The sequence below is a fragment of the Mycobacterium sp. NGS64 genome (genome assembly GCF_059812245.1).
The window spans coordinates 839,254-863,296 of sequence record NZ_JCALCI010000003.1; the positions used below are offsets into that span (position 1 = coordinate 839,254).

The 24,043-nt window shown below is 68.3% G+C and carries 28 protein-coding genes and 1 tRNA gene; 17 read left to right on the forward strand and 12 right to left on the reverse strand.

The genetic code is table 11. From position 1 onward, the window contains the following. Positions 1–31: 31 nt before the first annotated feature. The gene (locus tag AC5Y4S_RS17860) at positions 32–1,279 is read right to left on the reverse strand and encodes a DUF5631 domain-containing protein (protein WP_500033982.1); all 1,248 of its coding nucleotides are present in this window, start codon (positions 1,277–1,279) and stop codon (positions 32–34) included. An 82-nt stretch (positions 1,280–1,361) separates the two neighbouring features. On the opposite strand from AC5Y4S_RS17860, the gene AC5Y4S_RS17865 reads away from it, so the two are divergent. After that, positions 1,362–1,505 carry a hypothetical protein gene (locus tag AC5Y4S_RS17865; protein WP_169924623.1) on the forward strand — a complete coding sequence of 48 codons (144 nt, stop codon included), beginning with the start codon at positions 1,362–1,364 and terminating at the stop codon, positions 1,503–1,505. Between the two features lie 13 nt (positions 1,506–1,518). On the opposite strand, the gene AC5Y4S_RS17870 is transcribed toward AC5Y4S_RS17865, so the two are convergent. The 6 genes from AC5Y4S_RS17870 to AC5Y4S_RS17895 all read right to left on the reverse strand — a co-directional run bounded on the left by AC5Y4S_RS17870 (position 1,519) and on the right by AC5Y4S_RS17895 (position 5,631). Beyond that, positions 1,519–1,830 carry a DUF2694 family protein gene (locus tag AC5Y4S_RS17870; protein ID WP_068178947.1) on the reverse strand — a complete coding sequence of 104 codons (312 nt, stop codon included), beginning with the start codon at positions 1,828–1,830 and terminating at the stop codon, positions 1,519–1,521. Further along, positions 1,827–2,144, reverse strand: coding sequence for an ESX-1 secretion-associated protein (locus AC5Y4S_RS17875; RefSeq protein ID WP_068111957.1), 318 nt, complete (start codon positions 2,142–2,144; stop codon positions 1,827–1,829). The genes AC5Y4S_RS17870 and AC5Y4S_RS17875 overlap by 4 nt, the downstream gene beginning before the upstream one ends. Positions 2,145–2,196: 52 nt before the next feature. Next, positions 2,197–3,579, reverse strand: coding sequence for a DUF4226 domain-containing protein (locus tag AC5Y4S_RS17880; RefSeq protein WP_500033983.1), 1,383 nt, complete (start codon positions 3,577–3,579; stop codon positions 2,197–2,199). Between the two features lie 103 nt (positions 3,580–3,682). Further along, positions 3,683–4,045, reverse strand: coding sequence for a DUF4226 domain-containing protein (locus AC5Y4S_RS17885; protein WP_500033984.1), 363 nt, complete (start codon positions 4,043–4,045; stop codon positions 3,683–3,685). An 18-nt stretch (positions 4,046–4,063) separates the two neighbouring features. Continuing rightward, on the reverse strand, positions 4,064–4,870 hold the full coding sequence (locus AC5Y4S_RS17890) for a C40 family peptidase (protein ID WP_500033985.1): 807 nt from the start codon (positions 4,868–4,870) through the stop codon (positions 4,064–4,066). Then, complete coding sequence (locus AC5Y4S_RS17895; RefSeq protein WP_500033986.1) at positions 4,867–5,631, reverse strand: helix-turn-helix domain-containing protein; 765 nt, start codon at positions 5,629–5,631, stop codon at positions 4,867–4,869. The genes AC5Y4S_RS17890 and AC5Y4S_RS17895 overlap by 4 nt, the downstream gene beginning before the upstream one ends. Positions 5,632–5,777: 146 nt before the next feature. Here AC5Y4S_RS17895 and AC5Y4S_RS17900 point away from each other — a divergent pair, with 146 nt between their 5' ends. The 4 genes from AC5Y4S_RS17900 to AC5Y4S_RS17915 all read left to right on the forward strand — a co-directional run bounded on the left by AC5Y4S_RS17900 (position 5,778) and on the right by AC5Y4S_RS17915 (position 8,962). Continuing rightward, the gene (locus AC5Y4S_RS17900; RefSeq protein WP_068111974.1) at positions 5,778–6,194 is read left to right on the forward strand and encodes a WhiB family transcriptional regulator; all 417 of its coding nucleotides are present in this window, start codon (positions 5,778–5,780) and stop codon (positions 6,192–6,194) included. 71 nt (positions 6,195–6,265) lie between these two features. After that, positions 6,266–7,648: an acyl-CoA dehydrogenase family protein gene (locus AC5Y4S_RS17905; protein WP_500033987.1), complete on the forward strand. Its 1,383-nt coding sequence runs from the start codon at positions 6,266–6,268 to the stop codon at positions 7,646–7,648. A gap of 28 nt (positions 7,649–7,676) precedes the next feature. Next, entirely contained in the window at positions 7,677–8,648 is a 972-nt protein-coding gene (locus tag AC5Y4S_RS17910) for a pirin family protein (protein ID WP_500033988.1), read from the forward strand. Then, positions 8,645–8,962, forward strand: a complete 318-nt coding sequence (locus AC5Y4S_RS17915; RefSeq protein ID WP_500033989.1) for a GNAT family N-acetyltransferase — start codon at positions 8,645–8,647, stop codon at positions 8,960–8,962. Before AC5Y4S_RS17910 ends, AC5Y4S_RS17915 begins: the two co-directional genes overlap by 4 nt. Here the strand turns inward: AC5Y4S_RS17915 and AC5Y4S_RS17920 are convergent. After that, positions 8,959–9,228: a YdeI/OmpD-associated family protein gene (locus tag AC5Y4S_RS17920; RefSeq protein ID WP_068111986.1), complete on the reverse strand. Its 270-nt coding sequence runs from the start codon at positions 9,226–9,228 to the stop codon at positions 8,959–8,961. The two genes, AC5Y4S_RS17915 and AC5Y4S_RS17920, sit on opposite strands and share 4 nt — an antisense overlap. 38 nt (positions 9,229–9,266) lie before the next feature. Between AC5Y4S_RS17920 and AC5Y4S_RS17925 the strand changes: the two genes are divergently transcribed. Both AC5Y4S_RS17925 and AC5Y4S_RS17930 read left to right on the forward strand, forming a co-directional pair. Continuing rightward, the gene (locus AC5Y4S_RS17925) at positions 9,267–9,620 is read left to right on the forward strand and encodes a VOC family protein (RefSeq protein ID WP_500033990.1); all 354 of its coding nucleotides are present in this window, start codon (positions 9,267–9,269) and stop codon (positions 9,618–9,620) included. A gap of 22 nt (positions 9,621–9,642) precedes the next feature. After that, positions 9,643–10,131, forward strand: coding sequence for a glutathione peroxidase (locus AC5Y4S_RS17930; protein ID WP_500033991.1), 489 nt, complete (start codon positions 9,643–9,645; stop codon positions 10,129–10,131). Between the two features lie 68 nt (positions 10,132–10,199). Here the strand turns inward: AC5Y4S_RS17930 and AC5Y4S_RS17935 are convergent. Beyond that, positions 10,200–10,285, reverse strand: a tRNA-Leu gene (locus tag AC5Y4S_RS17935). A 253-nt stretch (positions 10,286–10,538) separates the two neighbouring features. On the opposite strand from AC5Y4S_RS17935, the gene AC5Y4S_RS17940 reads away from it, so the two are divergent. From AC5Y4S_RS17940 to pknB, 7 genes are all read left to right on the forward strand, one after another. Further along, entirely contained in the window at positions 10,539–12,239 is a 1,701-nt protein-coding gene (locus AC5Y4S_RS17940) for an FhaA domain-containing protein (protein ID WP_500033992.1), read from the forward strand. Positions 12,240–12,367: 128 nt separating this feature from the next. Beyond that, positions 12,368–12,835, forward strand: coding sequence for an FHA domain-containing protein FhaB/FipA (locus tag AC5Y4S_RS17945; RefSeq protein ID WP_067154186.1), 468 nt, complete (start codon positions 12,368–12,370; stop codon positions 12,833–12,835). 76 nt (positions 12,836–12,911) lie between these two features. After that, the gene (locus AC5Y4S_RS17950; RefSeq protein ID WP_500033993.1) at positions 12,912–14,420 is read left to right on the forward strand and encodes a PP2C family protein-serine/threonine phosphatase; all 1,509 of its coding nucleotides are present in this window, start codon (positions 12,912–12,914) and stop codon (positions 14,418–14,420) included. Continuing rightward, on the forward strand, positions 14,417–15,826 hold the full coding sequence (locus AC5Y4S_RS17955; protein ID WP_500033994.1) for an FtsW/RodA/SpoVE family cell cycle protein: 1,410 nt from the start codon (positions 14,417–14,419) through the stop codon (positions 15,824–15,826). The genes AC5Y4S_RS17950 and AC5Y4S_RS17955 overlap by 4 nt, the downstream gene beginning before the upstream one ends. Beyond that, positions 15,823–17,301 carry a D,D-transpeptidase PbpA gene (gene pbpA, locus AC5Y4S_RS17960; RefSeq protein WP_500033995.1) on the forward strand — a complete coding sequence of 493 codons (1,479 nt, stop codon included), beginning with the start codon at positions 15,823–15,825 and terminating at the stop codon, positions 17,299–17,301. Before AC5Y4S_RS17955 ends, pbpA begins: the two co-directional genes overlap by 4 nt. After that, a complete protein-coding gene (locus tag AC5Y4S_RS17965; RefSeq protein WP_500033996.1) occupies positions 17,298–18,620 on the forward strand; it encodes a serine/threonine-protein kinase in 1,323 nt (440 codons plus the stop codon). Before pbpA ends, AC5Y4S_RS17965 begins: the two co-directional genes overlap by 4 nt. After that, on the forward strand, positions 18,617–20,491 hold the full coding sequence (gene pknB, locus AC5Y4S_RS17970; RefSeq protein ID WP_500033997.1) for a Stk1 family PASTA domain-containing Ser/Thr kinase: 1,875 nt from the start codon (positions 18,617–18,619) through the stop codon (positions 20,489–20,491). Before AC5Y4S_RS17965 ends, pknB begins: the two co-directional genes overlap by 4 nt. Here the strand turns inward: pknB and AC5Y4S_RS17975 are convergent. Continuing rightward, the gene (locus AC5Y4S_RS17975) at positions 20,469–21,167 is read right to left on the reverse strand and encodes an aminodeoxychorismate/anthranilate synthase component II (protein WP_500033998.1); all 699 of its coding nucleotides are present in this window, start codon (positions 21,165–21,167) and stop codon (positions 20,469–20,471) included. The genes pknB and AC5Y4S_RS17975 overlap by 23 nt on opposite strands. Before the next feature lie 39 nt (positions 21,168–21,206). Beyond that, positions 21,207–21,950 (reverse strand): DUF881 domain-containing protein, encoded by a 744-nt coding sequence (locus AC5Y4S_RS17980; RefSeq protein WP_500033999.1) that lies wholly within the window; start codon positions 21,948–21,950, stop codon positions 21,207–21,209. A gap of 120 nt (positions 21,951–22,070) precedes the next feature. On the opposite strand from AC5Y4S_RS17980, the gene crgA reads away from it, so the two are divergent. Next, positions 22,071–22,352: a cell division protein CrgA gene (gene crgA / locus AC5Y4S_RS17985; RefSeq protein ID WP_066917062.1), complete on the forward strand. Its 282-nt coding sequence runs from the start codon at positions 22,071–22,073 to the stop codon at positions 22,350–22,352. Between the two features lie 155 nt (positions 22,353–22,507). Continuing rightward, entirely contained in the window at positions 22,508–22,933 is a 426-nt protein-coding gene (locus AC5Y4S_RS17990) for a PH domain-containing protein (protein ID WP_068178745.1), read from the forward strand. 12 nt (positions 22,934–22,945) lie between these two features. Here the strand turns inward: AC5Y4S_RS17990 and AC5Y4S_RS17995 are convergent, their stop codons facing one another. After that, on the reverse strand, positions 22,946–23,494 hold the full coding sequence (locus AC5Y4S_RS17995; protein WP_068111486.1) for a peptidylprolyl isomerase: 549 nt from the start codon (positions 23,492–23,494) through the stop codon (positions 22,946–22,948). Between the two features lie 115 nt (positions 23,495–23,609). On the opposite strand from AC5Y4S_RS17995, the gene cwsA reads away from it, so the two are divergent. Next, positions 23,610–24,041 carry a cell wall synthesis protein CwsA gene (gene cwsA, locus AC5Y4S_RS18000; RefSeq protein ID WP_500034000.1) on the forward strand — a complete coding sequence of 144 codons (432 nt, stop codon included), beginning with the start codon at positions 23,610–23,612 and terminating at the stop codon, positions 24,039–24,041. Positions 24,042–24,043: the final 2 nt, after the last annotated feature.

Consider the following 24,043-nt stretch of genomic DNA (forward strand, 5'->3'; position numbering starts at 1 on the left):
GTCGATGAGCGCGTAAGCGCGAAGAGAGCCGTTAAGGCGCGCTGAGTTTCTGAAACCAGGCCAGGTGGTAGTTCGCCGCCACCGAGTCCCCGGTCGCGGCGGCTTCGGTGGCGGCCAGCAACAAGCAATTGAGGAAGAGCGCGGGATCGAGGTCCGGGTACTGGATCAGGAGCTGATAACGCGCGGTATCAAGATGCACTCGCAGCAGGTCGATTTCTTCCTCCACGACACCGGTTCCGGCGGTGGCGGCCCGGGCCACGGTGTGCACCATCCGCGGCAGGCCGTCGCGCCAATGCGTGGCCTGGCTCAGCTCCCAGCCGAGGTCGTCGACCGCGGGCAACTCGCGGGGCTGCGCCGAGGCCTTGGTCTCGGCGAAGTCGTCCAGTCGGCCCAGGGAGTCCCCAGGCGCGTAGGTGACGGCGCGCTCGGTTTCGCCCAGCAGGGCGGATACCTTGCCGGCGCGCCGCTCCGGTTCCAGCAACCGCACGCCCTCCGGAATCGCGATATCCGGCGGTATCCAGCCGTTGGCGAAGTCGGTGACCAATACGGTGGTGCCGTCGGGACGATCCCCGATCGCCCAATTGAGGCGCGGCTCTTGATGGATCACGAACGCGAGGAGCCGCCGCAACCGCTCGTCCTCGGATTCGCGTGCGGCCGCGGTTGCCGAGGGGACCGGTTCTTCCCGGGGCTCCGCGGGTACCGGCGTCACGGCGTCGTCGTCGGGGGCTCGGTGCCGAGCCTCGGTGGCTTGCGGGGCGGCCACGTCGGTGACGACGGGGATGGCCTGAGTCTCCTCGAGATCGGCGCCGTTACTTCCTTCCGGGCACTCGGCGTCGGTGACGACGGGGATAACCTGCGTCGTCTCCAAATCGGCGCCGTTGAGGGTTTCGGCATCCCGCGGGCGGTCGCGTTCGACGGGCGCCGCGGCGCGCATCGCGTGCAATTGCCGAATCGTCGACTCGACTCGTCGCGCGGCGCGGGCCCGTGCCTCGTCGATGACCCTGGCTTCTTCCGCCCGTCTGGTGAAATCGGGCATTCCCGCCAGCTTGATCGCCCGCAGCTCGTCATTGGCGCTTCGGGTGATCCGCTGCAGGTCGTCCTTGAGATACTCTGCGAGAGTGGCGGTTTCGTCGTTCGTCGTGGAAAGCTCGGCAGGCCAAAGCCCGCCCGTCACCCAGGGCGTGCAATCCAGCGGAGAGCTGAAGGCGGGAATCGTCAGTGACTCCCGAGTAGCTCTCCGGAGGCGCTGGCGCGCCGTCATCCGACCGAAGATCGCCACTGGTTAAGCCTACCGACATCCATCGGGGCGTCCATTCAGTCAGTGAATTGTGCAGCTTCGATGGCCTGGGTAGCGTGGGGACATGGCTGATTCTGCGCTGCAGCAGCAACTCGACGAGGTGCGTGCCCTGCTGGCCCGCGCCCGAGAGTTGTTCGGCCCCAATCCCATAGAGCCGCCCACCGACATCGCACCCGATCCCGACAGCGCGAAGAGGTGGCTGCTTTAGGCCCGTTGAGCCGCTAGCGCGCGCCGTGGCGGCGGCGCAGTTTGTGCGCCAGCAGCTTTTCGATGGCCGCATCGAGATCGTGCGGGGTGGGGACTTCCATCGACGGGGTATGGCCTGCCGCGAGGATCTCGTTGCGGACTTCGAGTAACGCCTTGAGGCAGGACACATCGGCGGTCAGCAGGATGCCCTGTGCCAGCGTTTCGGCGTCGGTTTCCATCGCCTCTTCGCTCAGCGCGACGCTGTGCATATACCCGCCGCGGCAGGAGCGGACCAGGATGTGGCCGCTCGGGTGGACGGTGTCGAAGGCTGGATTGGCGTCCGTCATCGACCGCCGTCGATGATGCCGCCGAAATCTCGTGCCGCGTCTTGTTCGTGCTGCTCCCACGCGGCCGCCGAAATGCCCAATTTCTCGGCCATGTCGGCGTGGTCGTCGGCTTGCTGTTCGTAGCACTGGCGGCGGAGTTCGAGCAGATCGCGCCCGGCCTCACGCAGTTCACCGAAGATGGGCCCGAGTGAGTCCAGGCTTTCCTGGATCGCCGCGTGCGACGACGGAACGGTGCGCAAGTAGTCGGAGGTCTCCTGGTGATGCGCAGCGGCTTGACGTAAGTGCGCGGGCACCACACGAATTGGCTCGGCCATCTGCTGTCTCCTCTTCCTGCGGCGCCGGGGAAGCCCGGCGAGATCACTATTCTCATGCGGTCGACGTGGCCGCCGGCCCGGTGGGTGTCGGTGTGTGCGGCTCAGCCGGCGGGGCAGCGGGCGCGGTCGCCGCCGGTGGATGCTCCCAGCCTAGAAAGCTCGGCCCGTTCACGGAGGCGATGTGCTGAATCTGGCCGTCGAGAAGGGCCTTCTCGTGACCGAGCGCGAGCGCGTGACGATCGGTGAGGATGCCGATGTCGCCGGGTACCGCTTGCAGCGGGTCGACGGGGTCTGTGACCGCGGTTCCCGGCGGCGGGATGGTAATTCCCTGCTGGTGGAAGGCATCTGCGATAGGCGCGCCGCCGACGGCGGCCTTGATCACCGCGGCGAGCTGCGGGCTGGCGGCCGTCACCGTATCGCCGTCGGGCAGGGTCACGGTGGTCGGACCTACCGGCGGCGAATCGCGCTGGTCCGTCGCGGCGTCTTCTGCGTCGGCCCGATTTTGCTCTCCCTCGGAATCGTCCGCTTCCGGGTCGTGCGACCCGACCAGCCGTTCGTCGCCCATGCCGCGCAAGGTGCGACCGGCGTCCTCCAGCCCGGGCAACGGCAGGCCGCCCAGGCCACCCAGGCCCGGCAGCGATCCGGCGCCGAGGCTCGGGATGGCCGGCATCAGCGGTGCCGACGGCGCCGCCGGGGCCGGGCTGCCCCCGCCGGTGGCCGGCACCGGGGAATCCGCTGCGGGCGGGCCGGAGTCGTCGGCCGGCATCGAATCCAGTAGCGGGTCCCAGCCGGTCTCGAGGTCCTCGACAGGCTCCTGCGTCGTGCCGTCGGCGGGCGCGGCGACGCGGGCGGGGGACGCGGGCGGCCGTTCGTCGGCTCCGCTCTTGGAGGCGTCGTAGAGCGACGTCCAGGCGGCCATCAGCGCCGATTTCGACGTGTCGTCGAGGCTCGCGTTCAGGACGACCGCCCGGATGTCTTTGAGCTTCCCGATGAGGAATCGCTGGAAGTCCCGCGCGCCCGCCGGAGTGTCGAGATCAGACCGGGTCAGGACGGCGGATTCGGTCTCGCGCTGCAGCTTCGACAGGGCTTCTCTGCCCTCGACGGACTTCAGGTGGGCGTTCAAGATCGCCGTGATCACTTGCATATCAAGCTGAGAGCTCGCCGAATTCTGATGTGCCAGAGCGGCTTCGGCACCCGCCATGGCCTCGGCGGCCTCGCCCTGTTCCCGGTCGGATACGGGCGCCCCGGCGCCGAAGATGTCCGAATGTTGCTGGCGGATCTTGCGCACGATCGCCTCGAGTTGGTCGGCCCGGGTGGTGGGGGTGATGACCGCCGTCACCTCATTCGGCGCCAAGCCGGCCTGCCACGCGTTCGGGTCGCCGGTGCGGTCCCGGACGGATTTGATCGTGTTGATCAGCTCGTCATACGTCGACATCGGTGTCGCGGCCCCTCCATGCCGGGCGACAGTACCCAGGCATGTTCCCGTCGACAATTCACCCCGGCGCGCCTGTGCACGACCGGATCGAAGCGCGTTCGGGCTAGCCGGTGGGCACGGCGTACTGAGCGCGCAAGCCATCCAGCACAGCCCTTTTCGCGCGGCCGAGTTCGCGCGCGTCGGCGACCACCGTCGCGATCTCGCGCTGTTTGTCGGCCAGGAACCGACGGAATTCGCGCGCCCCCATCGGGGTATCGACGGCAAGGTACGAGCGGCCGCTGGCGGCGCGGTCGATCTCCGCGGCGATGGCGTCGAGTCGCCCGATGCTTTCGCGGGTCGCGGCATGCGCGCTGGCCAGCACTTCCGCCAGCACGCGGTCGGCGTCGGCGGCGGCGCCGTGCTGGCCGGCGAGCACCGACTGCTGCGCCTGGATGGCGCCAATCGAAGGTCCGGCTGGTTCCGACATTGGTTCAACCTTCTCGTGTCATAGCGGGCGGCGAATCGCGATGTTGCTGCCCAGTGGACTGATTCGCACCGACGCGCCCGAGTAGGGCGCTTCGACGACCAAGTTGTTGCCGATGGCCATCTGGACGTGTCCGGCGTGGGGGAAGACCAGGTCTCCCGGACGGACCTGGGAACGGGAAACCGGTATCCCGTCGTCGATCTGCTCATAGGTGGTGCGACCCAGGTGGACGCCCGCGCGGGCGTAGGACCACTGGACAAGCCCGGAACAGTCGAATTGGTTCGGCCCCGTCGCACCCCAGACGTACGGGCGCCCCAGCCGCGACAACGCCGCGCGCACGGCGATCGCCGCGCGGGTCGGTGCCCCGCGATGGTGCGTCAACCGGTATCGCAGCGCCCGCAGCGCCGCGGAGTGCCTCCGCGCGTTCGCACGGGCCGACAGGACATGGGACCGCTGGGCGCGCAGTCGGGCGACGCTGCGGCGCATCGCCTCGCGCTGGGCCATCGGCGTCACCGGGGTGGCGGCGGCGTCCGCGCGGGCCTCGTCGACCAGGGATTTGGTCAGGGCGCCGGCGCGGGCCCGATCCCGGTGGGCAGCGGCGATGATCTCGGCGGCCGCAGTGTCGGTGCGGGCCGCCGATAGCAGCCGCTGCCGGCCACGCTCCGCGCTCAGCTGGTAACGGCCCTGTGCCACAGCATGATTCAGGTCGGCAGCTCTCGTCAACGCTGCGCGGTACTGCTCGGTGCCGGCATCCAGCGACGGCTGCCGGATGTCGCCGGCGAACAGGCGATGCGCGCGGCTCAACACCTCTATTTCGTTGCCATTCATGGCGCCCCCTCGCCACCCGTCGCCTCGACCGCCTCGGCGAAAGCCCGAACGCGGGGGAGGGCTCCAGGGGGTATCACGCCCCGGTTGCGGATGTCCCACATTTCGTCGGTGCCGACACCGACCAGCGCGGCGATGACGGCCTCCGGCAGCGGAGACTCCGAGCACGCGCGATCGAACCGCGCGCTCAAGCTGGTCGGCATGCGCTTGAGGAGGGAGGTGCGGGTCGCCTCGAGTGCCTGTAGATGCTCCATGAGCCGCCCCGTGGAATCGGCGCCGGCGTTGACGGCCACGCGCCACGAGCTGGCGGCCAGCATCTCGGCCTTCACGCACTGAGCGATCACAGACAGAATATACGTCTCATATTCGTTTGATGTCGTCGCCGGCAGCCGATCGATGACGGATTTGAGGGCGTCGAGTTGGGCTTCGGCGTAGCCTTCCAGCACTTCCGTGTCGCTGTGGCGGTCGACGACGACCGTGCCGGCGGGCGCCGCGGACCTCGCGTCGACCGGCTGTGCGGCCATCAGCCTGGCCAGCTCGGCGTCCGGATCGGCGGCTACCAGCAGGCGGGAGTAGGTGCCCGGTGGCAAGCCGAGCCCATTTTCGACCTTCTGAACTGTGCTTTTGTGCGGCTTGCGGGCGCCGCGCTCCAGAAAACTGAGGCCCATGATGCTGACCCCCGTGGCGGCGGCGAGCTCCGCCAGCGACCAGTCGCGTGACTCGCGCAACGCGCGGATCGCGGCACCGGCCGACTCACGGCTCACCGCAGGCTCCGGCCATAGGCCGGATATTACACACGGGGCCCGTCCATCCTGCGGATATACGTTTTCATCACGTTTCTCTTGCGCAGGCGACCGATATGCGTATACGCTTTTGCCTACGTTTCGCTACTGACCCAAGGAGACCGGCCATGGGACACCCTTGCGCAGCCAACCCGGAATTGTGGTTCGGCTACCCCGACGACGACGGTGGTGACGGTGCGGCGAAGGCGCGCGCCTACGAGCGCTCCGCGACCGAGGCGCGGATCCAATGCCTGCGCCGCTGCCCGCTCGCCCAGCAGCGTCGCTGCGCCCAGCACGCCATCGCCCACCGCGAGGAGTACGGCGTCTGGGCCGGCGTCAAGCTGCCCGGCGGCCAGTATCGGAAGCGGGAACAGCTCGCCCGCGCCCACGACGTGCTGCGGCGGATCGCTGCCGGCGAAATCAATTCGCGGCAGCTTCCCGAGAACGCGGCCCTGCTGGCGCGCCACGAACACGAGGCGATGCCGGTCGCGGCGGTGGTGTTGCACCTGCCGATCGCGCAAGTGGGTCCCCGTTCGGCCGCATGACCGTTTGCTGACCCCGCCGACGGGGTAGTCGGGCTTGGCACGACCGAGTCTGTCGACCCGAAGGCGGATCCATGACGTTCGACCTGACACCGACGGCCGCACAACACGATCTGGCTCGGCGCACCCACGAGTTCGCCGAAGAAGTGATCCGCCCGGTGGCCCTCCATTATGACCAGCGCCAGGAGTTTCCCTGGCCGGTGTTGGAGGAGGCGGCCCAGCGCGGCTTCTACAGCCCGTTGTTCTACCGCGACCTGATCGGGGACCCGACCGGTATCTCGCTCCCGATGTTCATGGAGGAGCTCTTTTGGGGCTGTGCCGGAATCGGTTTGGCGATCGTCATGCCGGCGCTGGCGCTGTCGGCGATCGGCCAGGCCGCGTCCCCCGAGCAAATGCTCCAGTGGGCGCCCGAGTGTTTCGGGACACCGGGCGACATCAAGCTCGCCGCGTTGGCGATCTCCGAACCCGAGGGCGGCAGCGACGTGCGGAACCTGCGCACCCGCGCGCGCCGCGACGGTGACGACTGGATCATCGACGGCCACAAGATGTGGATCGGCAACGGCGGTATCGCGAACGTACACGTGGTGAATGCCGTGGTCGACGAGGAACTCGGGCATCGCGGGCAGGCGCTGTTCGTGGTGCCCGGCGGGACGCCCGGGCTGAAGCTGCTGCGAAAGCTCGACAAGCTGGGCTGCCGGGCGTCCCACACCGCCGAGTTGCTGTTCGAGGGTGTGCGCGTTCCTGGCGCCAATTTGCTTGGCGGAGAAGAAAAGCTGGAACACAAGCTCGCCAAGGCCCGCGAAGTGGTGGCCGGCGGAAAACAGTCCGGCTCGGCGACGCTGGGCACCTTCGAGCAGACCCGCCCCATGGTGGCCGCTCAGGCGATCGGGATCGCCCGCGCCGCACTGGAGTACGCGACGGCGTACGCCACCGAGCGCGAGGCGTTCGGCGGACCGATCATCGACAACCAGGGCATCGCCTTTCCGTTGGCGGACTTGGCCACCCAGATCGATGCCGCTCGGCTGCTGACCTGGCGCGCCTCCTGGATGGCGGCCAACGGGGTGCCCTTCGAGCGGGGCGAGGGCTCGATGTCGAAACTGGCCGCCAGCGAGGTCGCCGTGCGGGCCACCGAGCGCGCGATCCAGACCATGGGTGGCTGGGGCTACATCACCGACCACCCGGTGGAGAAATGGTATCGGGATGCCAAGCTGTACACCATCTTTGAGGGCACCAGCGAGATTCAGAGGATGGTCATCTCCAACGCGCTGGGCGCCACGGTGGGCACGCCACCGCTCCATGTGGTGATCGAGCCGACCGGGGGGCCGCTGAACCGGCTCTTCGGCCGCGGCGCCCCACTGCGATCCCGGGCCGCCGATACCGCGTTGGCGATGCAGGACCGCGTGCCGGATCCGGTCATGCGGCTGGCCATGCGGGTGCTGCGGCCGCCGCGCAAGTGATGCCCCGACAAGGCGTAGCGTCGAGCCGGTGAGCAACCTCGAGACCGCGCCGGACGAAGTCGCCTGCGGCGCTTCGCGGGTGCTCGGCACCGAGTTGTTGCATCCGCGCGAGGTTCCGTTGGGCGGGCCGCGGGCGATCAGGGTGCAGCGCACGCTGCCGCAACGGCAACGCTCGCTGATCGGGGCGTGGTGTTTCATCGACCACTACGGCCCCGTGCGCGCACGCATGGACGTCCCGCCGCATCCGCACACCGGATTGCAAACGGTCAGTTGGTTGTTCAGCGGGGGAGTGGAGCATCGGGACAGCGCCGGTGTGCACGCCGTGGTCCGGCCCGGTGAGCTGAACCTGATGACCGCGGGCGCGGGCATTTGTCACTCCGAGGTGTCGATCGGTTCGGACGCCGTCTTGCACGGGGTTCAGCTGTGGGTGGCGCTGCCCGATTCCGCCCGCGACACCGGCCGCGATTTCGCGCACTATGTGCCGCCGCCCGTGGCGCTGCCCGGCGCGGTGGCGCGGGTCTTTCTCGGCGAGCTGGCCGGAGGCCGGTCGCCGGTGCGCACGTTCACCCCACTGGTCGGCGCGCAGATCGATGTGGCGCCCAGCACCGGGCTGGACATCGACGTCGACCCGGCATTCGAACACGGCGTGCTCTGCGATCTCGGACCCGTCGACATGGGCGACACCACGCTCGCGGTCGGCGACCTCGGATACCAGGGCGCGGGCGCTTCGTCGTTGCGGTTGCGCAACCCGGGCGACCGGCCGGCGCGGGTATTGCTGCTGGGCGGGACCCCGTTCGCCGAAGAGCTCGTGATGTGGTGGAACTTCGTCGGGCGCAGTCACGACGACATCGCGGGCTACCGCCGGCTCTGGCAGGACGCCGACGAACGCTTCGGCGCCGTCACCGGCTACCAGGGTTCGGTAACCCGACTGCCGGCCCCGCCACTGCCGACCGCTCGGTTGCGGCCGCGACCGATACCCCAAGGGAAGGAACACATATGACCGCCGACAAGACCGGCGCACCAACCACCGTCACCGCCGAGGAGGGCCGCTACACCATTGCCGTCGACGGCAAAACCGTCGGCCTGGCCGACTTCTTCGACCGCGGCAATCAGCGCGTCTTCCACCACACCGAGATCGACCCCGCGTACGGCGGGCGCGGCCTGGCGACCATCCTTGTCGAGGAGGCGCTGCAGGCGGCCCGTGCTGACGGCAAGCGCATAGTCCCGGTGTGTTCCATGGTCGGCACGGTGCTGAAGAAGCATCCCGAATACGACGACATCACCGATCCCGTCACGCCCGACGTGCGGGGCTAGGCGCGGCCGTTGCGCTCCCGGTGCTTGCAGCCGGGCCAGCAGCACGGCCGGCGCATGCCTTCCTCCAGTTCCTCCTGGGTTCGGCGAATGCGGCGCTTGCGGGTGGCCTCCTGTTTGGCGTCCTCGACCCAGCAGATGAACTCGTTGCGCGCCAGCGGGGTGATGTCCTTCCAGGCCGCCAGCGCGGTGGAGTTGGCCGCCAGCGCTTCGCGCAGGTCGGCCGGCAGCGTGTGCACCACGCCGCCCGGTACTCGGTTGCTGCTCACGGGGCTAGGGTAAGGCGACCCGGCCACAGGAGGCACCAATGAGCGATCACGAAGTCCGGATGATCGTGTTGTCGACCGACGACCTTGACGAATCGATTCGGTTCTACAGCGAGACGCTGGGGATGCCGCTGAAGTTCCGCGACGGTGCCCACTTCGCCGCGCTCGACGGCGGGGCCGTCACCCTGGCGCTGGCGACCGCGGTGGACCATCCCATCCCCGGGCAGGTGGTCGTCGGCATCAAGACCGCGGACGTCGACGCGGCAGCGAAGGCCGCCGAGACCAGCGGCGGCGGCATCGTAAAAGGCCCGTATGACGACGCGCACGAGCGGCGCGCCGTGGTCTACGACAACAAGGGCAACGGCCTGGTCTTCTACAGCCCGCTGGCCCGCTAAAGCAAGTGTTAGCGTCATCGGCGTGACCCTCAACGACATCGCCTTGACCACCCTCGACGGCAAGCCCACCACGCTGGCCGAATTGTCCGGCGGCGCAACGCTGATCGTGAACGTTGCCTCCAAGTGCGGGCTGACTCCGCAGTACACGGCGCTGGAGAAGCTGGCCCGCGACTACCGCGATCGTGGTCTGACGGTCGTCGGCGTTCCGTGCAACCAGTTCATGGGCCAGGAGCCGGGCACGGCCGAAGAGATCCAGGAATTCTGCTCGACGACGTACGGGGTGACGTTCCCGCTCCTCGCCAAGACCGACGTCAATGGCGACCACCGTCACCCGCTCTACGCCGAGCTGACCAAGGCCGCCGATTCCGACGGCTCGGCAGGCGACATCCAATGGAACTTCGAGAAGTTTCTGGTTGCCCCCGACGGTCAGGTGGTCAATCGGTTTCGTCCCCGCACGGAGCCCGACGCGCCCGAGGTCGTCGACGCCATCGAGTCCGTGCTGTCGCGCTAGGCGACTCGGCCCAAAACACAAAGGTCACGCCCTCTTTCGAGGTCGTGACCTTTCTCTCCAACCACTCTTGGTGGGCGAAGGGGGACTTGAACCCCCACGTCCCGAAGGACACTGGCACCTGAAGCCAGCGCGTCTGCCATTCCGCCACTCGCCCGGAAAATCAACCGATGGACCATACCACTCTAATAGTCGTGTGCCCCAATCGCCTCGGCGGTTCCGGGCGGCCGTCAGTGCCTGCTGATGGCCGGGCCGCGAGGCTCTGACCTGGACGGATCCGATTCTCAGAATTCCCACGGTGCCGCGGTGTCCCGGTGTCCCGATAACATGCGGGGGTGAAACAACACGCGGGCGGTTCGTTTGCCTCGCGCCCGCGACACACCACAACAACAGCGGGCGAGCGCTGAAAGATGAGTAGCCAACGGGGGCTCGTGCAACGCATCGAGCGCAAGCTCGAGGCGACCGTGGACAACGCGTTCGCCCGGGTGTTCGGCGGATCGATCGTCCCGCAAGAGGTTGAAGCGCTACTGCGCCGGGAAGCCGAGGACGGTGTCCGGGCCCTTCAGGGCGGGCGTCTTTTGGCCCCCAACGAATACATCATTACCCTCGGTGTGCACGACTTTGCGAAGGTCGGCGCCGACAGGAATCCCACGTCGAGCGCTTTCGCGAGGTACTTGGCCGACTATATCTATGAACAGGGGTGGCAAACGTATGGTGATGTGGTCGTCCGGTTCGAGCAGTCGTCGAGCCTGCATACCGGTCAGTACCGCACCCGCGGTGCTGTCAATCCCGATGTCGAGCCCCGCCCGACCGCCAACCATCCGCCCCGGCCACAATCAGATCATGCGTTCGGCGCAGAACGAGGAGTAGCAGCAATGACTGACAATTCGAGCTACCGCGGTGGTCAGGGGCAGGGGCGGCCCGGCGACGAGTACTACGACGACCGCTACGGGCGGCCGCAGGACGAGCAGCGCGGCCCGGAGCCGCAGGGCGGACCGGATCCGCGTGGCGGCTATCCGCCCGAGCAAGGCGGCTACCCTCCGCAAGGCGGATATCCGCCGCCTCGTCCGCCGGAGCACTACCCCCCGCAGGGCGGCTACCCCGACCAGGGCGGCTACCAAGAACCGCGCGGCGGCTACCCCGAGCAACCGCAGGGCGGCTACCCCTCGCAGGGCGGCTACCCCGACCAGGGCGGCTACCAAGAACCGCGCGGCGGCTACCCCGAGCAACCGCAGGGCGGCTACCCCCCGCAGGGCGGCTACCCCGAGCAAGGCGGCTACCAGGGACAGGCCGGCTACCCCGACCAAGGGCAGGGTGGCGGCTACCCGCCGTCCTATGAGCAGCGTCCGCCCGCTCCCGGCGGCTACGGCGGCCAAGGCTACGACCAGGGCTACCGCCAGGGCGGCGGCTACCCCCCGCCTGCCGGCGGCCAGCAGGGCTACGGCGGCGGCTACGGCGAATACGGTCGCGGCCCGGCTCGCCCGGAGGAGGCGGGCTATGCGCCGCCTGCCCCGCAGGCCGCGCCCGAGCAGCGGCCGCCGTACCCGGAGCAAGGCGGCGGGTACGAGCAGGGCTACCAGCAGGGCGGTGGATACGGCCAGCAGGAGTACGGCGCGGGCGACTACACCCAGTACGCCGAAAGCGTTCCGGGCGGTGGCTACCCCCCGCAGGGCGGCGGATACCCCGAGACCCAGCACCGCGACTACGAATACGGCGGCCAAGCCGCGGAGTACGGCCAGCCGGCCGACTACGGCGCGGCGGACTACGGGCAGCCGGCGGGCGCGGGCTACGGCGGTTATGGCCAGGGCGGCTACGGGGCCGCCGGAGCGGCGGTGACCCTGCAGCTCGACGACGGCAGTGGCCGGACCTACCAGCTGCGCGAGGGCTCCAACATCATCGGCCGCGGCCAGGACGCCCAGTTCCGGTTGCCGGACACCGGGGTGTCGCGGCGTCACCTGGAGATCCGCTGGGACGGGCAGGTCGCGCTCCTTTCCGACCTCAACTCGACGAACGGCACGACGGTCAACAACGCACCGGTACAGGAGTGGCAGTTGGCCGACGGCGACGTCATCCGTCTGGGCCACTCGGAGATCATCGTTCGCATCCACTAGACGCACCGGGCTCAAAGCTGCCGTGCTTCGCCCCGCGGCGACGACCGTCCAAGTATCGTGACGTTGCTGACGTGCTCGGTATCACGGGCGCGACGAGGGGTGCGGCGCCAGGACGGAAAGGACGCCAGATGCAGGGACTAGTACTGCAGCTGACGCGTGCCGGATTTTTAATGTTGTTATGGGTATTCATCTGGTCCGTGCTGCGGGTCCTGCGGACCGATATCTACGCACCCACCGGGGCCGTCATGGTGCGTCGCGGTTTGGCGTTGCGCGGCACCCTGCTGCCCGCACGCCAGCGCCGCACCGCCGCACGCTATCTGGTGGTAACCGAGGGGGCCTTGATGGGCGCCCGGATCACCCTCAGCGGGCAGCCGGTGTTGATCGGGCGCGCTGACGACTCGACCCTGGTGCTCACCGACGATTACGCCTCGACGCGGCATGCCCGGCTGTCTCAGCGTGGCTCGGAATGGTATGTCGAGGATCTAGGATCGACCAACGGCACTTACCTTGACAGGGCGAAGGTGACGACTGCGGTACGGGTTCCCATCGGCACGCCGATTCGGATCGGCAAGACGGCGATTGAGCTGCGCCCGTGAGCCGCGCCTACGACGATGACGCCGGCATGGCCGGGGTCGTGGGGGCACCTCCCGCTTGCAGGGGAGAGTGGCGCTCGTGAGCCTGGTCCTGCGATATGCGGCCCGCAGCGACCGCGGCCTGGTACGCGCCAACAATGAAGATTCTGTCTACGCCGGCGCCCGGCTACTGGCCCTGGCCGACGGCATGGGCGGTCACGCGGCCGGTGAGGTGGCCTCGCAGTTGGTGATCGCCGCGCTGGCCCACCTCGACGACGACGAACCCGGTGGCGACCTGCTCGCCAAACTCGACGCGGCGGTGCGCGCGGGCAATGCGGCCATCGCCGCACAGGTCGAGATGGAGCCCGACCTGGAGGGAATGGGCACCACGCTCACCGCAATCCTGTTCGACGGCAACCGGATTGGGCTGGTGCACATCGGGGACTCGCGTGGCTACCTGCTGCGCGACGGCGAGCTGGTCCAGATCACTAAGGACGACACTTTCGTTCAAACCCTCGTCGACGAGGGACGCATCACCCGCGAAGAGGCGCACAGCCACCCCCAGCGATCGCTGATCATGCGGGCGCTGACGGGCCACGAGGTGGAGCCCACGCTGACCATGCGCGAGGCGCGCGCCGGCGACCGCTACCTGCTGTGCTCCGACGGACTGTCCGACCCGGTCAGCGACGAGACCATCCACGAGGCGCTGCAGATCCCCGACGTCGCCGAAAGTGCTTACCGCCTCATCGAATTGGCGCTGCGGGGCGGCGGGCCGGACAACGTGACCGTGGTGGTCGCCGACGTCGTCGACTACGACTACGGTCAAACCCAGCCGATTCTGGCCGGCGCGGTATCCGGCGACGACGACCAACTGACCACCCTGCCCAATACCTCCGCCGGGCGCGCCTCGGCCATCAGGCCCCGCGACGAGGTCGCCAAACGCGTTCCGCCGCAAGAGGAACCGTCCCGGCGGCAGCGGTGGTCACGCCGACGGATGGCGATCGTCGTCACCCTGATCGTGCTGCTGGTGCTTGCGGGTCTAGGAATTGGCCGAGCCATCATCCGCAGCAACTACTACGTCGCCGAATACCACGGCATGGTGTCGATCTTGCGGGGCATCCAAGGGTCGCTGCTGGGAATGTCGCTGCACGAACCCTATTTGATCGGCTGCCTGAATGCCCGCAACGAGTTGTCGTTGATCGGCTTCAGTCAGAGCGGAGGCCATCTGGACTGTCGCCTGATGCAACTGCAGGATCTGCGCCCGCCCGAGCGCGCCCAGGTTCAGGCCGGGCTGCCCACCGGCAGCCTGGACGACGCGATCGCCCAATTGCGCGAACTGTCCGCCAACTCCCTGCTGCCACCCTGCCCGCCGCCCCGCGCCACCTCCCCGCCGGCGCCGCAGGCCCCGACGACCACGGGCAGCAGCACCGAGCCGAATCCCACAGCGCCCCCGACCACTTCCAGCGGCACTCCGCCCACCAGCGCCACCCCGACCAGCGTTCCCGCCACCCCAGCGCCCGCGACCACGTCGCCGACCACGTCCCCCACGGTGACTGCGCTCCCGCCACCTCCACCTAAGCCGGGCATCGACTGCCGGGCGGTGGCATGACCACACAACTTCAGCCGCCGGTCGCGGTGACTCCTCCGCTGCCCACTCGGCGCAATGCCGAGCTGCTGTTGTTGTTCTTCGCCGGGTTGATAACCGTCGCCGCGCTGCTCATCGTCCAGGCCAACCAGGAACGTGACCTGCACTGGAACCTGGTGACCTACGGGCTCATCTTTCTGGTCATGTTCGGTAGCGCGCACCTGGCCATCCGGCGCTTCGCTCCTTACACCGACCCGCTGCTGCTGCCAATTGTGGCCCTGCTCAACGGACTTGGCTTGGTGATGATCCACCGGCTGGACCTTGTCAACAACGAGTTGAGCGGCCGTCGCCACCCCAGCGCCACCCAGCAACTGATGTGGACCGTGGTCGGAGTGGCCGCCTTCGCTTTGGTCGTCACCTTCTTGAAAGACCATAGACAGCTCGCGCGCTACGGCTACATATGCGGCGTCGCGGGTCTGGTTTTCTTGGCGATCCCCGCGGTGCTGCCGGCATCGCTGTCCGAGCAGAATGGCGCCAAGATCTGGATTCGCTTGCCGGGCTTCTCAATTCAGCCGGCCGAGTTCTCCAAGATCCTGCTGCTGATCTTCTTCTCCTCGGTGCTGATCGCCAAGCGGGGTCTGTTCACCAGCGTCGGCAAGCATTTCATGGGAATGACCCTGCCCCGGCCCCGAGACCTCGCGCCGCTGTTGGCCGCCTGGGTGATCTCCATCGGCGTGATGGTCTTCGAAAAAGACCTCGGCACTTCGCTGTTGCTCTACGCGTCGTTTCTGGTGGTTGTCTACCTCGCCACCCAGCGCTTCAGCTGGGTCGTCATCGGACTGGTGCTGTTCGCCGCGGCAAGCGTTGTGGCGTACTTCCTTTTCGAGCACGTCCGCGTTCGGGTGCAGATGTGGTGGGACCCGTTCTCGGATCCCGACGGCAGCGGCTATCAGCTCGTGCAGGCGATGTTCAGCTTTGCCACCGGCGGCATATTCGGCACCGGGCTGGGAAACGGTCAACCCGATACGGTGCCGGCGGCATCGACGGACTTCATCATCGCCGCGTTCGGTGAAGAGCTCGGGCTGGTGGGCTTCGCGGCGCTTCTCATGCTGTACACCATCGTCATCGTCCGCGGCCTGCGCACGGCGATCGCGACGCGCGAAAGCTTCGGCAAGCTGCTCGCCGCGGGTCTGGCCTCGACGCTGGCCATCCAGCTGTTCATCGTCGTCGGCGGCGTGACCCGGCTGATTCCGCTGACCGGGTTGACCACTCCGTGGATGTCGTACGGCGGCTCGTCGCTGCTGGCCAACTACATCCTGCTGGCCATCCTGGCGCGCATCTCGCACAGCGCCCGACGACCCCTGCGCACCCGCGCCCGCAACACGTCGCCGATCGCGGCGGCCGGCACCGAGGTGATCGAGCGGGTATGAACGCCTCCCTCCGCCGGATTTCGGTGACCGTGATGGCGCTGGTCGTGCTGCTGTTGCTCAACGCCACGATGACGCAGGTCTTCGCCGCCGACGGGCTGCGTGCCGACCCGCGCAACCAGCGAGTCCTGCTCGACGAGTACTCCCGGCAACGGGGCCAGATCGTCGCGGGCGGTCAGTTGCTGGCGTACTCCGTGGCCACCGACAGCCGCTTCCGTTTCCTGCGGGTCTATCCCGACCCCGCCGTGTACGCACCCGTCACCGGCTTTTACTCGCTGCGCTACTCCAGCACGGGACTGGAACGCACCGAGGACCCGGTGCTGAACGGGTCGGATGAGCGGCTGTTCGGGCGCCGGTTGGCCGACTTCTTCACCGGTCGCGATCCCCGGGGCGGCAACGTCGACACCACCATCGTTCCGCGGGTCCAGCAGGCGGGCTGGGATGCCATGCAGCAGGGCTGCGGTGGGCCGCCGTGCAAGGGCGCCGTCGTGGCGCTGGAGCCGTCCACCGGCAAAATCCTGGCCATGGTCTCGTCGCCGTCCTACGATCCCAACCTGCTCGCGTCGCACGATGCCCAGGTGCAGTCGCAGGCGTGGCAGCGGCTTCGTGACGATCCCGATAATCCGATGACCAACCGCGCCATCTCCGAGACCTACCCACCCGGCTCGACGTTCAAGGTCATTACCACCGCGGCGGCTCTGCAGGCCGGCGCGACCGACACCGAGCAGCTGACCGCGGCGTCCTCCATTCCGCTGCCCGGCAGCACGGCCACCCTGGAGAATTACGGCGGCACGCCGTGCGGCAATGAGCCGACGGTGTCGCTCAGCCAGGCGTTCGCTCTGTCCTGCAACACCGCGTTCGTCCAGCTCGGCCTCCGTACCGGCGCCGACGCGCTGCGCAGCATGGCGCACTCGTTCGGGCTGGATAGCACCCCCAGCGTCATCCCGCTGCAGGTCGCGGAGTCCACCATTGGGATCATCCCGGACGCCGCGGCGCTGGGGATGTCCAGCATCGGTCAGAAGGATGTGGCCCTCACACCACTCGAAAACGCCGAGATCGCCGCTACCATCGCGAACCGCGGGGTGACGATGCAGCCCTACCTGATCGATAGCCTCAAGGGGCCGGACCTGTCCAACATCAGTACCACCGCGCCCTATCAACAGCGCCGCGCGGTGTCACCGCAGGTCGCCGCTAAGCTAACAGAGCTGATGGTCGGCGCCGAGAAGGTCGCGCAGCAGAAAGGGGCGATTCCCGGCGTGCAGATTGCATCCAAGACGGGTACCGCTGAGCATGGCACCGACCCGCGTAACACTCCGCCGCACGCGTGGTACATCGCCTTCGCGCCCGCGCAGACACCGAAGGTTGCCGTGGCGGTGCTGGTGGAGAACGGCGGCGACCGCCTGTCCGCGACCGGGGGGGCGCTTGCCGCACCGATCGGCCGGGCGGTGATCGAGGCCGCGCTACAGGGAGGACCATGAGCCCGCGAGTTGGTGTGACGCTGTCTGGCCGGTACCGCCTGCAGCGCCTCATCGCCACCGGTGGCATGGGCCAGGTGTGGGAGGCGGTCGACAGCCGGCTGGGCCGGCGCGTCGCGGTCAAGGTACTCAAGCAGGAGTTCTCCCAGGACCCCGAGTTCATCGAACGGTTCCGCGCCGAGGCGCGCACCACGGCGATGCTGAATCATCCCGGAATCGCCCAGGTCCATGACTACGGCGAGAGCCAGTTGGACGGGGAGGGCCGCACCGCCTACCTGGTGATGGAGCTGGTCAACGGCGAACCGCTGAACTCGGTGCTGAAACGCACCGGACGGCTGTCGCTGCGGCACGCGCTCGACATGCTCGAGCAGACCGGCCGGGCCCTTCAGGTCGCGCACGCCGCCGGCCTGGTGCACCGCGACGTCAAACCGGGCAACATCTTGATCACCCCGACCGGCCAGGTGAAGATCACCGACTTCGGCATCGCCAAGGCGGTCGACGCCGCACCGGTGACCCAGACCGGGATGGTGATGGGCACCGCCCAGTACATCGCACCCGAGCAGGCGCTGGGTCACGACGCCACCCCCGCCAGTGACGTCTACTCACTGGGAGTCGTTGGCTACGAGGTGGTTTCGGGTAAGCGCCCGTTCGCCGGCGACGGGGCGTTGACCGTGGCGATGAAGCACATCAAGGAACCCCCGCCGCCGCTGCCAGCCGAGCTGCCGCCCAACGTGCGCGAACTGATCGAGATCACCCTCGTGAAGAACCCCCAGATGCGCTACCGCAGCGGGGGACCGTTCGCCGACGCGGTCGCCGCAGTCCGGGCCGGTCGCCGCCCGCCGCGGCCAAGCCAGTCGCCGCCCCCCGGTCGGGCCTCACCGGCGGCCATTCCGTCGAGCCCGCACGCCAGAGCCACCGCCGTCGGGCCCAGCCGCGCCGTCGCGCCCCGTCGCTCCGGGCCGTCCACCGGTCGTTCCCGGCCGCCCGCGCGGCGCACGTTCTCGTCGGGCCAGCGAGCGCTGCTGTGGGCCGCGGGTGTGCTGGGGGCGCTTGCCATCCTGATCGCGGTGATCATCGTCATCAACTCCCGCGCGGAGAACGGGCAACCAGCGCCGCCGACGGTCACCGACACCGGGACACCGCCGGCCACGGCGCCGCCGGCGAGCAGGACGCCCAGCGGCTCCGCGCCGCGTCTGCGCCTGGATTGGACGGATCCGGAGAGCTCAGGTAATTCTGGACTTCAGAGCAGGCCGCATGGACCTGACTGGGTCACCCCCTCTCGACCCAGCACATCGCCGGCCCGTTATGAGACACCGCGATGACCACCCCGCAGCACCTGTCCGACCGCTATGAGCTCGGCGAGATCCTCGGTTTCGGGGGCATGTCCGAAGTTCATCTGGCCCGCGACGTCCGTTTGCACCGCGACGTCGCGGTGAAGGTGCTGCGCGCCGACCTGGCCCGCGATCCCAGTTTTTATCTGCGCTTCCGGCGCGAGGCGCAAAACGCCGCGGCGCTGAACCACCCGTCCATCGTGGCGGTGTACGACACCGGTGAGGCGGAAACCCCCACCGGCCCGCTGCCCTACATCGTCATGGAGTACGTCGACGGCGTCACCCTGCGCGACATCGTGCACACCGACGGGCCGTTGCCGCCCCGGCGGGCCATCGAGATCATCGCCGACGCCTGCCAGGCGCTGAACTTCAGCCATCAGAACGGCATCATCCACCGCGACGTCAAGCCGGCGAACATCATGATCAGCAGCACCAACGCGGTCAAGGTGATGGACTTCGGCATCGCGCGCGCCATCGCCGACAGCGGCAACAGCGTGACCCAGACCGCGGCCGTGATCGGGACGGCCCAGTACCTGTCACCCGAGCAGGCCCGCGGTGACTCCGTCGACGCCCGATCCGACGTCTATTCGCTGGGCTGCGTCCTCTACGAAATCCTCACCGGCGAACCGCCTTTCACGGGTGACTCACCCGTCGCGGTCGCCTACCAGCACGTCCGCGAGGATCCGGTACCGCCGTCCAAACGGCACGAGGGCATCTCCGCCGACCTGGACGCCGTGGTGCTCAAGGCGCTGGCCAAGAACCCGGAGAACCGCTACCAGACGGCGGCGGAGATGCGCGCCGACCTGGTGCGGGTGCACAACGGTGAGCCGCCGGAGGCGCCCAAGGTGCTCACCGACGCCGAGCGCAGTTCGTTCCTGTCGTCCACCGGCCCCGGTCACGGACCGCGCACCGACCCGTTGCCGCGCCAGGCGCTGGACGACACCGACCGCGACCGCGGCGGTTCCATCGGCCGCTGGGTGGTCGCGGTCGCCGTGCTGGCGGTGCTGACGATCGTCGTGGTCATCGCCTTCAACACGTTCGGCGGCAGCACCCGCGATGTCCAGGTGCCCGACATGCGCGGGCAGGTGTCCGCCGATGCCATTGCCGCGCTGCAAAACCGGGGCTTCAAGACGCGCACCCTGCAGAAGCCCGACTCGACGGTTCCGCCCGACCACGTCATCAGCACCGACCCCGCCGCCAACGCGTCGGTGAGCGCCGGTGACGAGATCACCATCAACGTTTCGACCGGCCCCGAGCAGCGCGAGGTCCCCGACGTCTCGTCGCTGAGTTACAGCGACGCGGTCACCAAGCTGAAGACCGCCGGATTCAGCAAGTTCAAGCAGGCGAACTCCCCGTCGACCCCGGAGCTGCTGGGCAAGGTGATCGGGACCAACCCGCCGGCCAACCAGACGTCGGCGATCACGAACGTGATCACCGTCATCGTGGGCTCCGGACCAGAGACCAAGCAGGTCCCCGAGGTCGCCGGTCAGACCGTCGACGTCGCGCAGAAGAACCTGACGGTCTACGGCTTCACGAAGGTCACCCAGGCGCAGGTGGACAGCACCCGGCCCGCCGGTGAGGTGATCGGCACGAATCCGCCCAAGGGCCAGATGGTTCCGGTGGACTCGATCATCGAACTGCAGGTGTCCAAGGGCAACCAATTCACGATGCCCGACCTGACCGGCATGTTCTGGACGGACGCCGAACCGCGGCTGCGTGCCCTCGGCTGGACCGGGGGGCTGGACAAGGGGCCCGACGTCGACGCCGGCGGCTCCCAATCCCACCGGGTCGTCTATCAGAACCCGCCGGCCGGCACCGGTTGCAACCGGGACGGAATCATCACGCTGAAGTTCGGCCAGTAGCTCCCGCGCCGCTGGTTTCGGCGTCCGGGAAATAGGGCCGCACGGCGGCGCGCACCTCGTTCTCCAGGCGGCGCACCAACATGTCGTCGTGGGTCCAGCCGCAGTACCCGAGCCAGTTCGCCAGCATGCGGTGCCCGCCCTCGGTGAGGATCGATTCCGGATGGAACTGGACACCGTAGATCGGCAACCCGGTGTGGCGCACGCCCATGATCACACCGCTGCGGGTGCGGGCCGTCACCTCCAGGACCGCGGGCAGCGACTCGGGCAGGATCGTCAGCGAGTGGTACCTGGTCGCCGTGAACGGATCCGGAAGCCCTTGCAGCACACCGACATTGGTGTGAAATACGCTGCTCGTCTTGCCGTGCAACAACTCCGGCGCGCGGTCCACCGTGGCGCCGAACGCCACGCCGATCGCCTGGTGTCCGAGGCAGACCCCCAGCAGCGGGGTGCGCTGCGCGGCGCACGCGCCAACCAGGCTGATCGACGCGCCCGCGCGTTCCGGGGTGCCCGGTCCCGGGCTGAGCAGGACGCCGTCGAACTGCGCCGCGACGGTGGTCGGGTCCGAGAGGCGGTCGTCGTCGTTGCGCCAGACGTCGGCCTCGACGCCTAGCTGGCCCAGGTACTGCACCAGGTTGAACACGAAGCTGTCGTAGTTGTCGACAACCAGGATCCGCATCGTGTCAGGTTACCGTCCGGCCCCACGCGGGGCCGCCGCTCAGTACCCCACCGGGCCCGCCGGCTGCGCGACGTGCATCCGGACCGGCTCGGAATGGCCGGCGACCTGCACATCGGGCTTGACCTCTTCGCGGTAGCCGAGGCCGAACCGGACCACGTACTGCTTGTAGAGGATGACCAGGGGAGCGGCCGCCAGGGCGGCTTGCATGGCCGCCGCGTTGCCGATCGCGGTGATCGTGTAGGGCGGGCTGTACGTGCGGCCGTTGAGCAGCAGCGTGTTGCCGACGCAGCGGGGCACCGAGGTCGCGATGATGCGCTGGTCTTGCATCTGGATCGCCTCGGCGCCGGCGCTCCACAACGCGTTCAGGACGGCCTGGATGTCCTGCTGGTGCACGACCAGATCGTCGGGCGATGCGTCGCGGGGGAAGCGGCCGTTGGCGTCGCGCTGGGCATCCTGCAGGGTCACCACCAGACCCGGGCCGTGCACCGGGTCCATGCCCGCTTCGCCGGCCAGCTCGGCGGAGCGCCGAAGCATCGCCTTGAGCGCCGTGTCCGTCGACCGGCCATGCGCGGAGTCGATCTTGTGGGCCAGCTCGTCGCGTTGGGCGCGGAGGCGATCGACCGACGACTGGGCCTCGCGGACCAGATCGACCAGGCGCGGCGCATCGCTGCGGCGGATCTCGGCGCCGCCGGACACCCCATGCGTGGCGGCTAGCAGCAACCCGGCCAGTAGGCACACCAGCGGGACCCCGAAGCGCCATGGTGAGCGGCGCGTGTCAGTCATCGAGTCTCCATTTCCTGGTCACCGTGCCAGGTGAGTTAGTCTCGTATCCGAGCTATGCGTGCAGCTGCCATCGTTATCGTCGCACCCCGTCCCGTTGTTCAGGTATGCCGAGGTATTCAAATGCCCAAATCGAAGGTCCGTAAGAAGAACGACTTCACCGTCAGCGCGGTCAGCCGCACTCCGGTGAAAGTGAAGGTCGGACCCTCCAGCGTGTGGTTCGTTTGCCTGTTCGTCGGACTCATGTTGATCGGGCTCGTCTGGCTGATGGTGTTCCAATTGGCCGCCGTCGGAAGCCAAGCGCCGGCCGCCCTGAACTGGATGGCGCAACTCGGCCCGTGGAACTACGCGATCGCGTTCGCTTTCATGATCACCGGCTTGTTGCTCACAATGCGCTGGCACTGACCAACCCCGCAGAGGTAATGAATTCATCTTGGGGTGTTCCTGTAACTGGCTCAGCAACGTCGCGACCAACCAATCACACGCGTGTGATTTATCCCCACTGTTGATAGCGCTTGTGGATAAGCGCGTTGGCAGTGGTGGGAGGGGTTAGGTAGCCCATGCAGCAAACAGAATGGGCGCCGCCCGCGACTGGAATCGCAGGTTGCGGGGTTGCCGGGGTCTTGATGGCTATCGCCAGTGTGACCGTAGTCACAGACGCGCCCGGCCGCATCCTGACCGGGATTGCCGCGGCGGGTTTGATCTTGTTTGCGGGCATGACGTGGCGCGCGCGTCCGAAACTGGCAATTACCCCGGCCGGCCTCGCGTTGCGGGGGTGGTTCCGGACGCAGTTATTGCGGCACTCCGACATCAAGATCATCCGGATCACCGAATTCCGCCGTCACGCGCGCACCGTGCGGTTGCTCGAGGTCGAAACGGTCAACGGTGGGCTGCTGATCTTGAACCGCTGGGACCTCGGGACGGACCCGTTGAAGGTGCTCGACGCCCTCACGGACGCCGGCTACGCGGGCGGCAACCGGCGCTGAGCGACCGCCGCCTCAGGAGATCGTGATCGACTCGATGACAACCGGCTCGGTGGGACGGTCGTTGCCGTCGGTGGAAGTCGTCGCGATCGCGTCGACCACCTTTTGCGAATCGGGGTCGGTCACTTCGCCGAAGATCGTGTGGCGCCGGTTCAGGTGCGGCGTCTGGGCGACGGTGATGAAGAACTGCGAACCGTTGGTGCCCGGGCCCGCGTTCGCCATCGCCAGCAGGTAGGGCTTGTCGAACTGCAGCTCAGGGTGGAACTCGTCGGCGAACTTGTAGCCCGGACCGCCGCGGCCGGTACCGGTCGGGTCACCGCCCTGGATCATGAAGCCCCTAATCACCCGGTGAAAGACCGCGCCGTCGTAAAACGGGCCCGACGGGCCACCCGATGCGTTCTGGGTGGAGTACTCCTTGGTGCCCTGCGCCAGGCCGACGAAGTTGGCGACGGTCTTGGGCGCGTGGTTTCCGAACAGGGCGACCTTGATGTCTCCGCGGTTGGTGTGCAGCGTTGCGGTGGCGGTCTGAATGGGGCTGTTAGTCACGGGGCTAGAGTCTGCCATTACGCGCGACCTTGCCCGCACCCGGTACCGAACCCGGATGCGCGCAACAGGGCCGGGCGTGGCCCATCAACGGCACGCTGATGAGGCATCCCACGAGCGGACAGAAGGGCGGCAGATGAGCGCGAAGACGGAAACTCGGCTGACCCCACGGGAGCGACTGGCCCGCGGGCTCACTTACTCGGCGGTGGGTCCGGTCGATGTCACCCGGGGCGTCGTCGGGCTGAGCGTGCACGGCGCGCAGTCGACCGCTTCGGGACTTCGTCGCCGGTATCGCGAGGGCCGGCTCGCCCGCGAAATCGCCGCTGCCCAAGAGGCACTCACGCAGGAGCTGGCCGCCGCGCAGGAGGTGGTCGCCGGGCTGCCCCAGGCGCTGCAGGAGGCGCGCCGGGCCCAGCGCCGCCGGCCCCGCCCCTGGGTGATCGCAGGGGCGGCGGTCCTGGTCGTGGCCGGCGGCGCCGTCGCGTTCAGCGTCGTCCGGCGTTCGATGCGCGGCGGGGAGGAGCCGTCGCCCCGGCCGCCGAGTGTCGACGTGCAGCCCCGACCGTAATC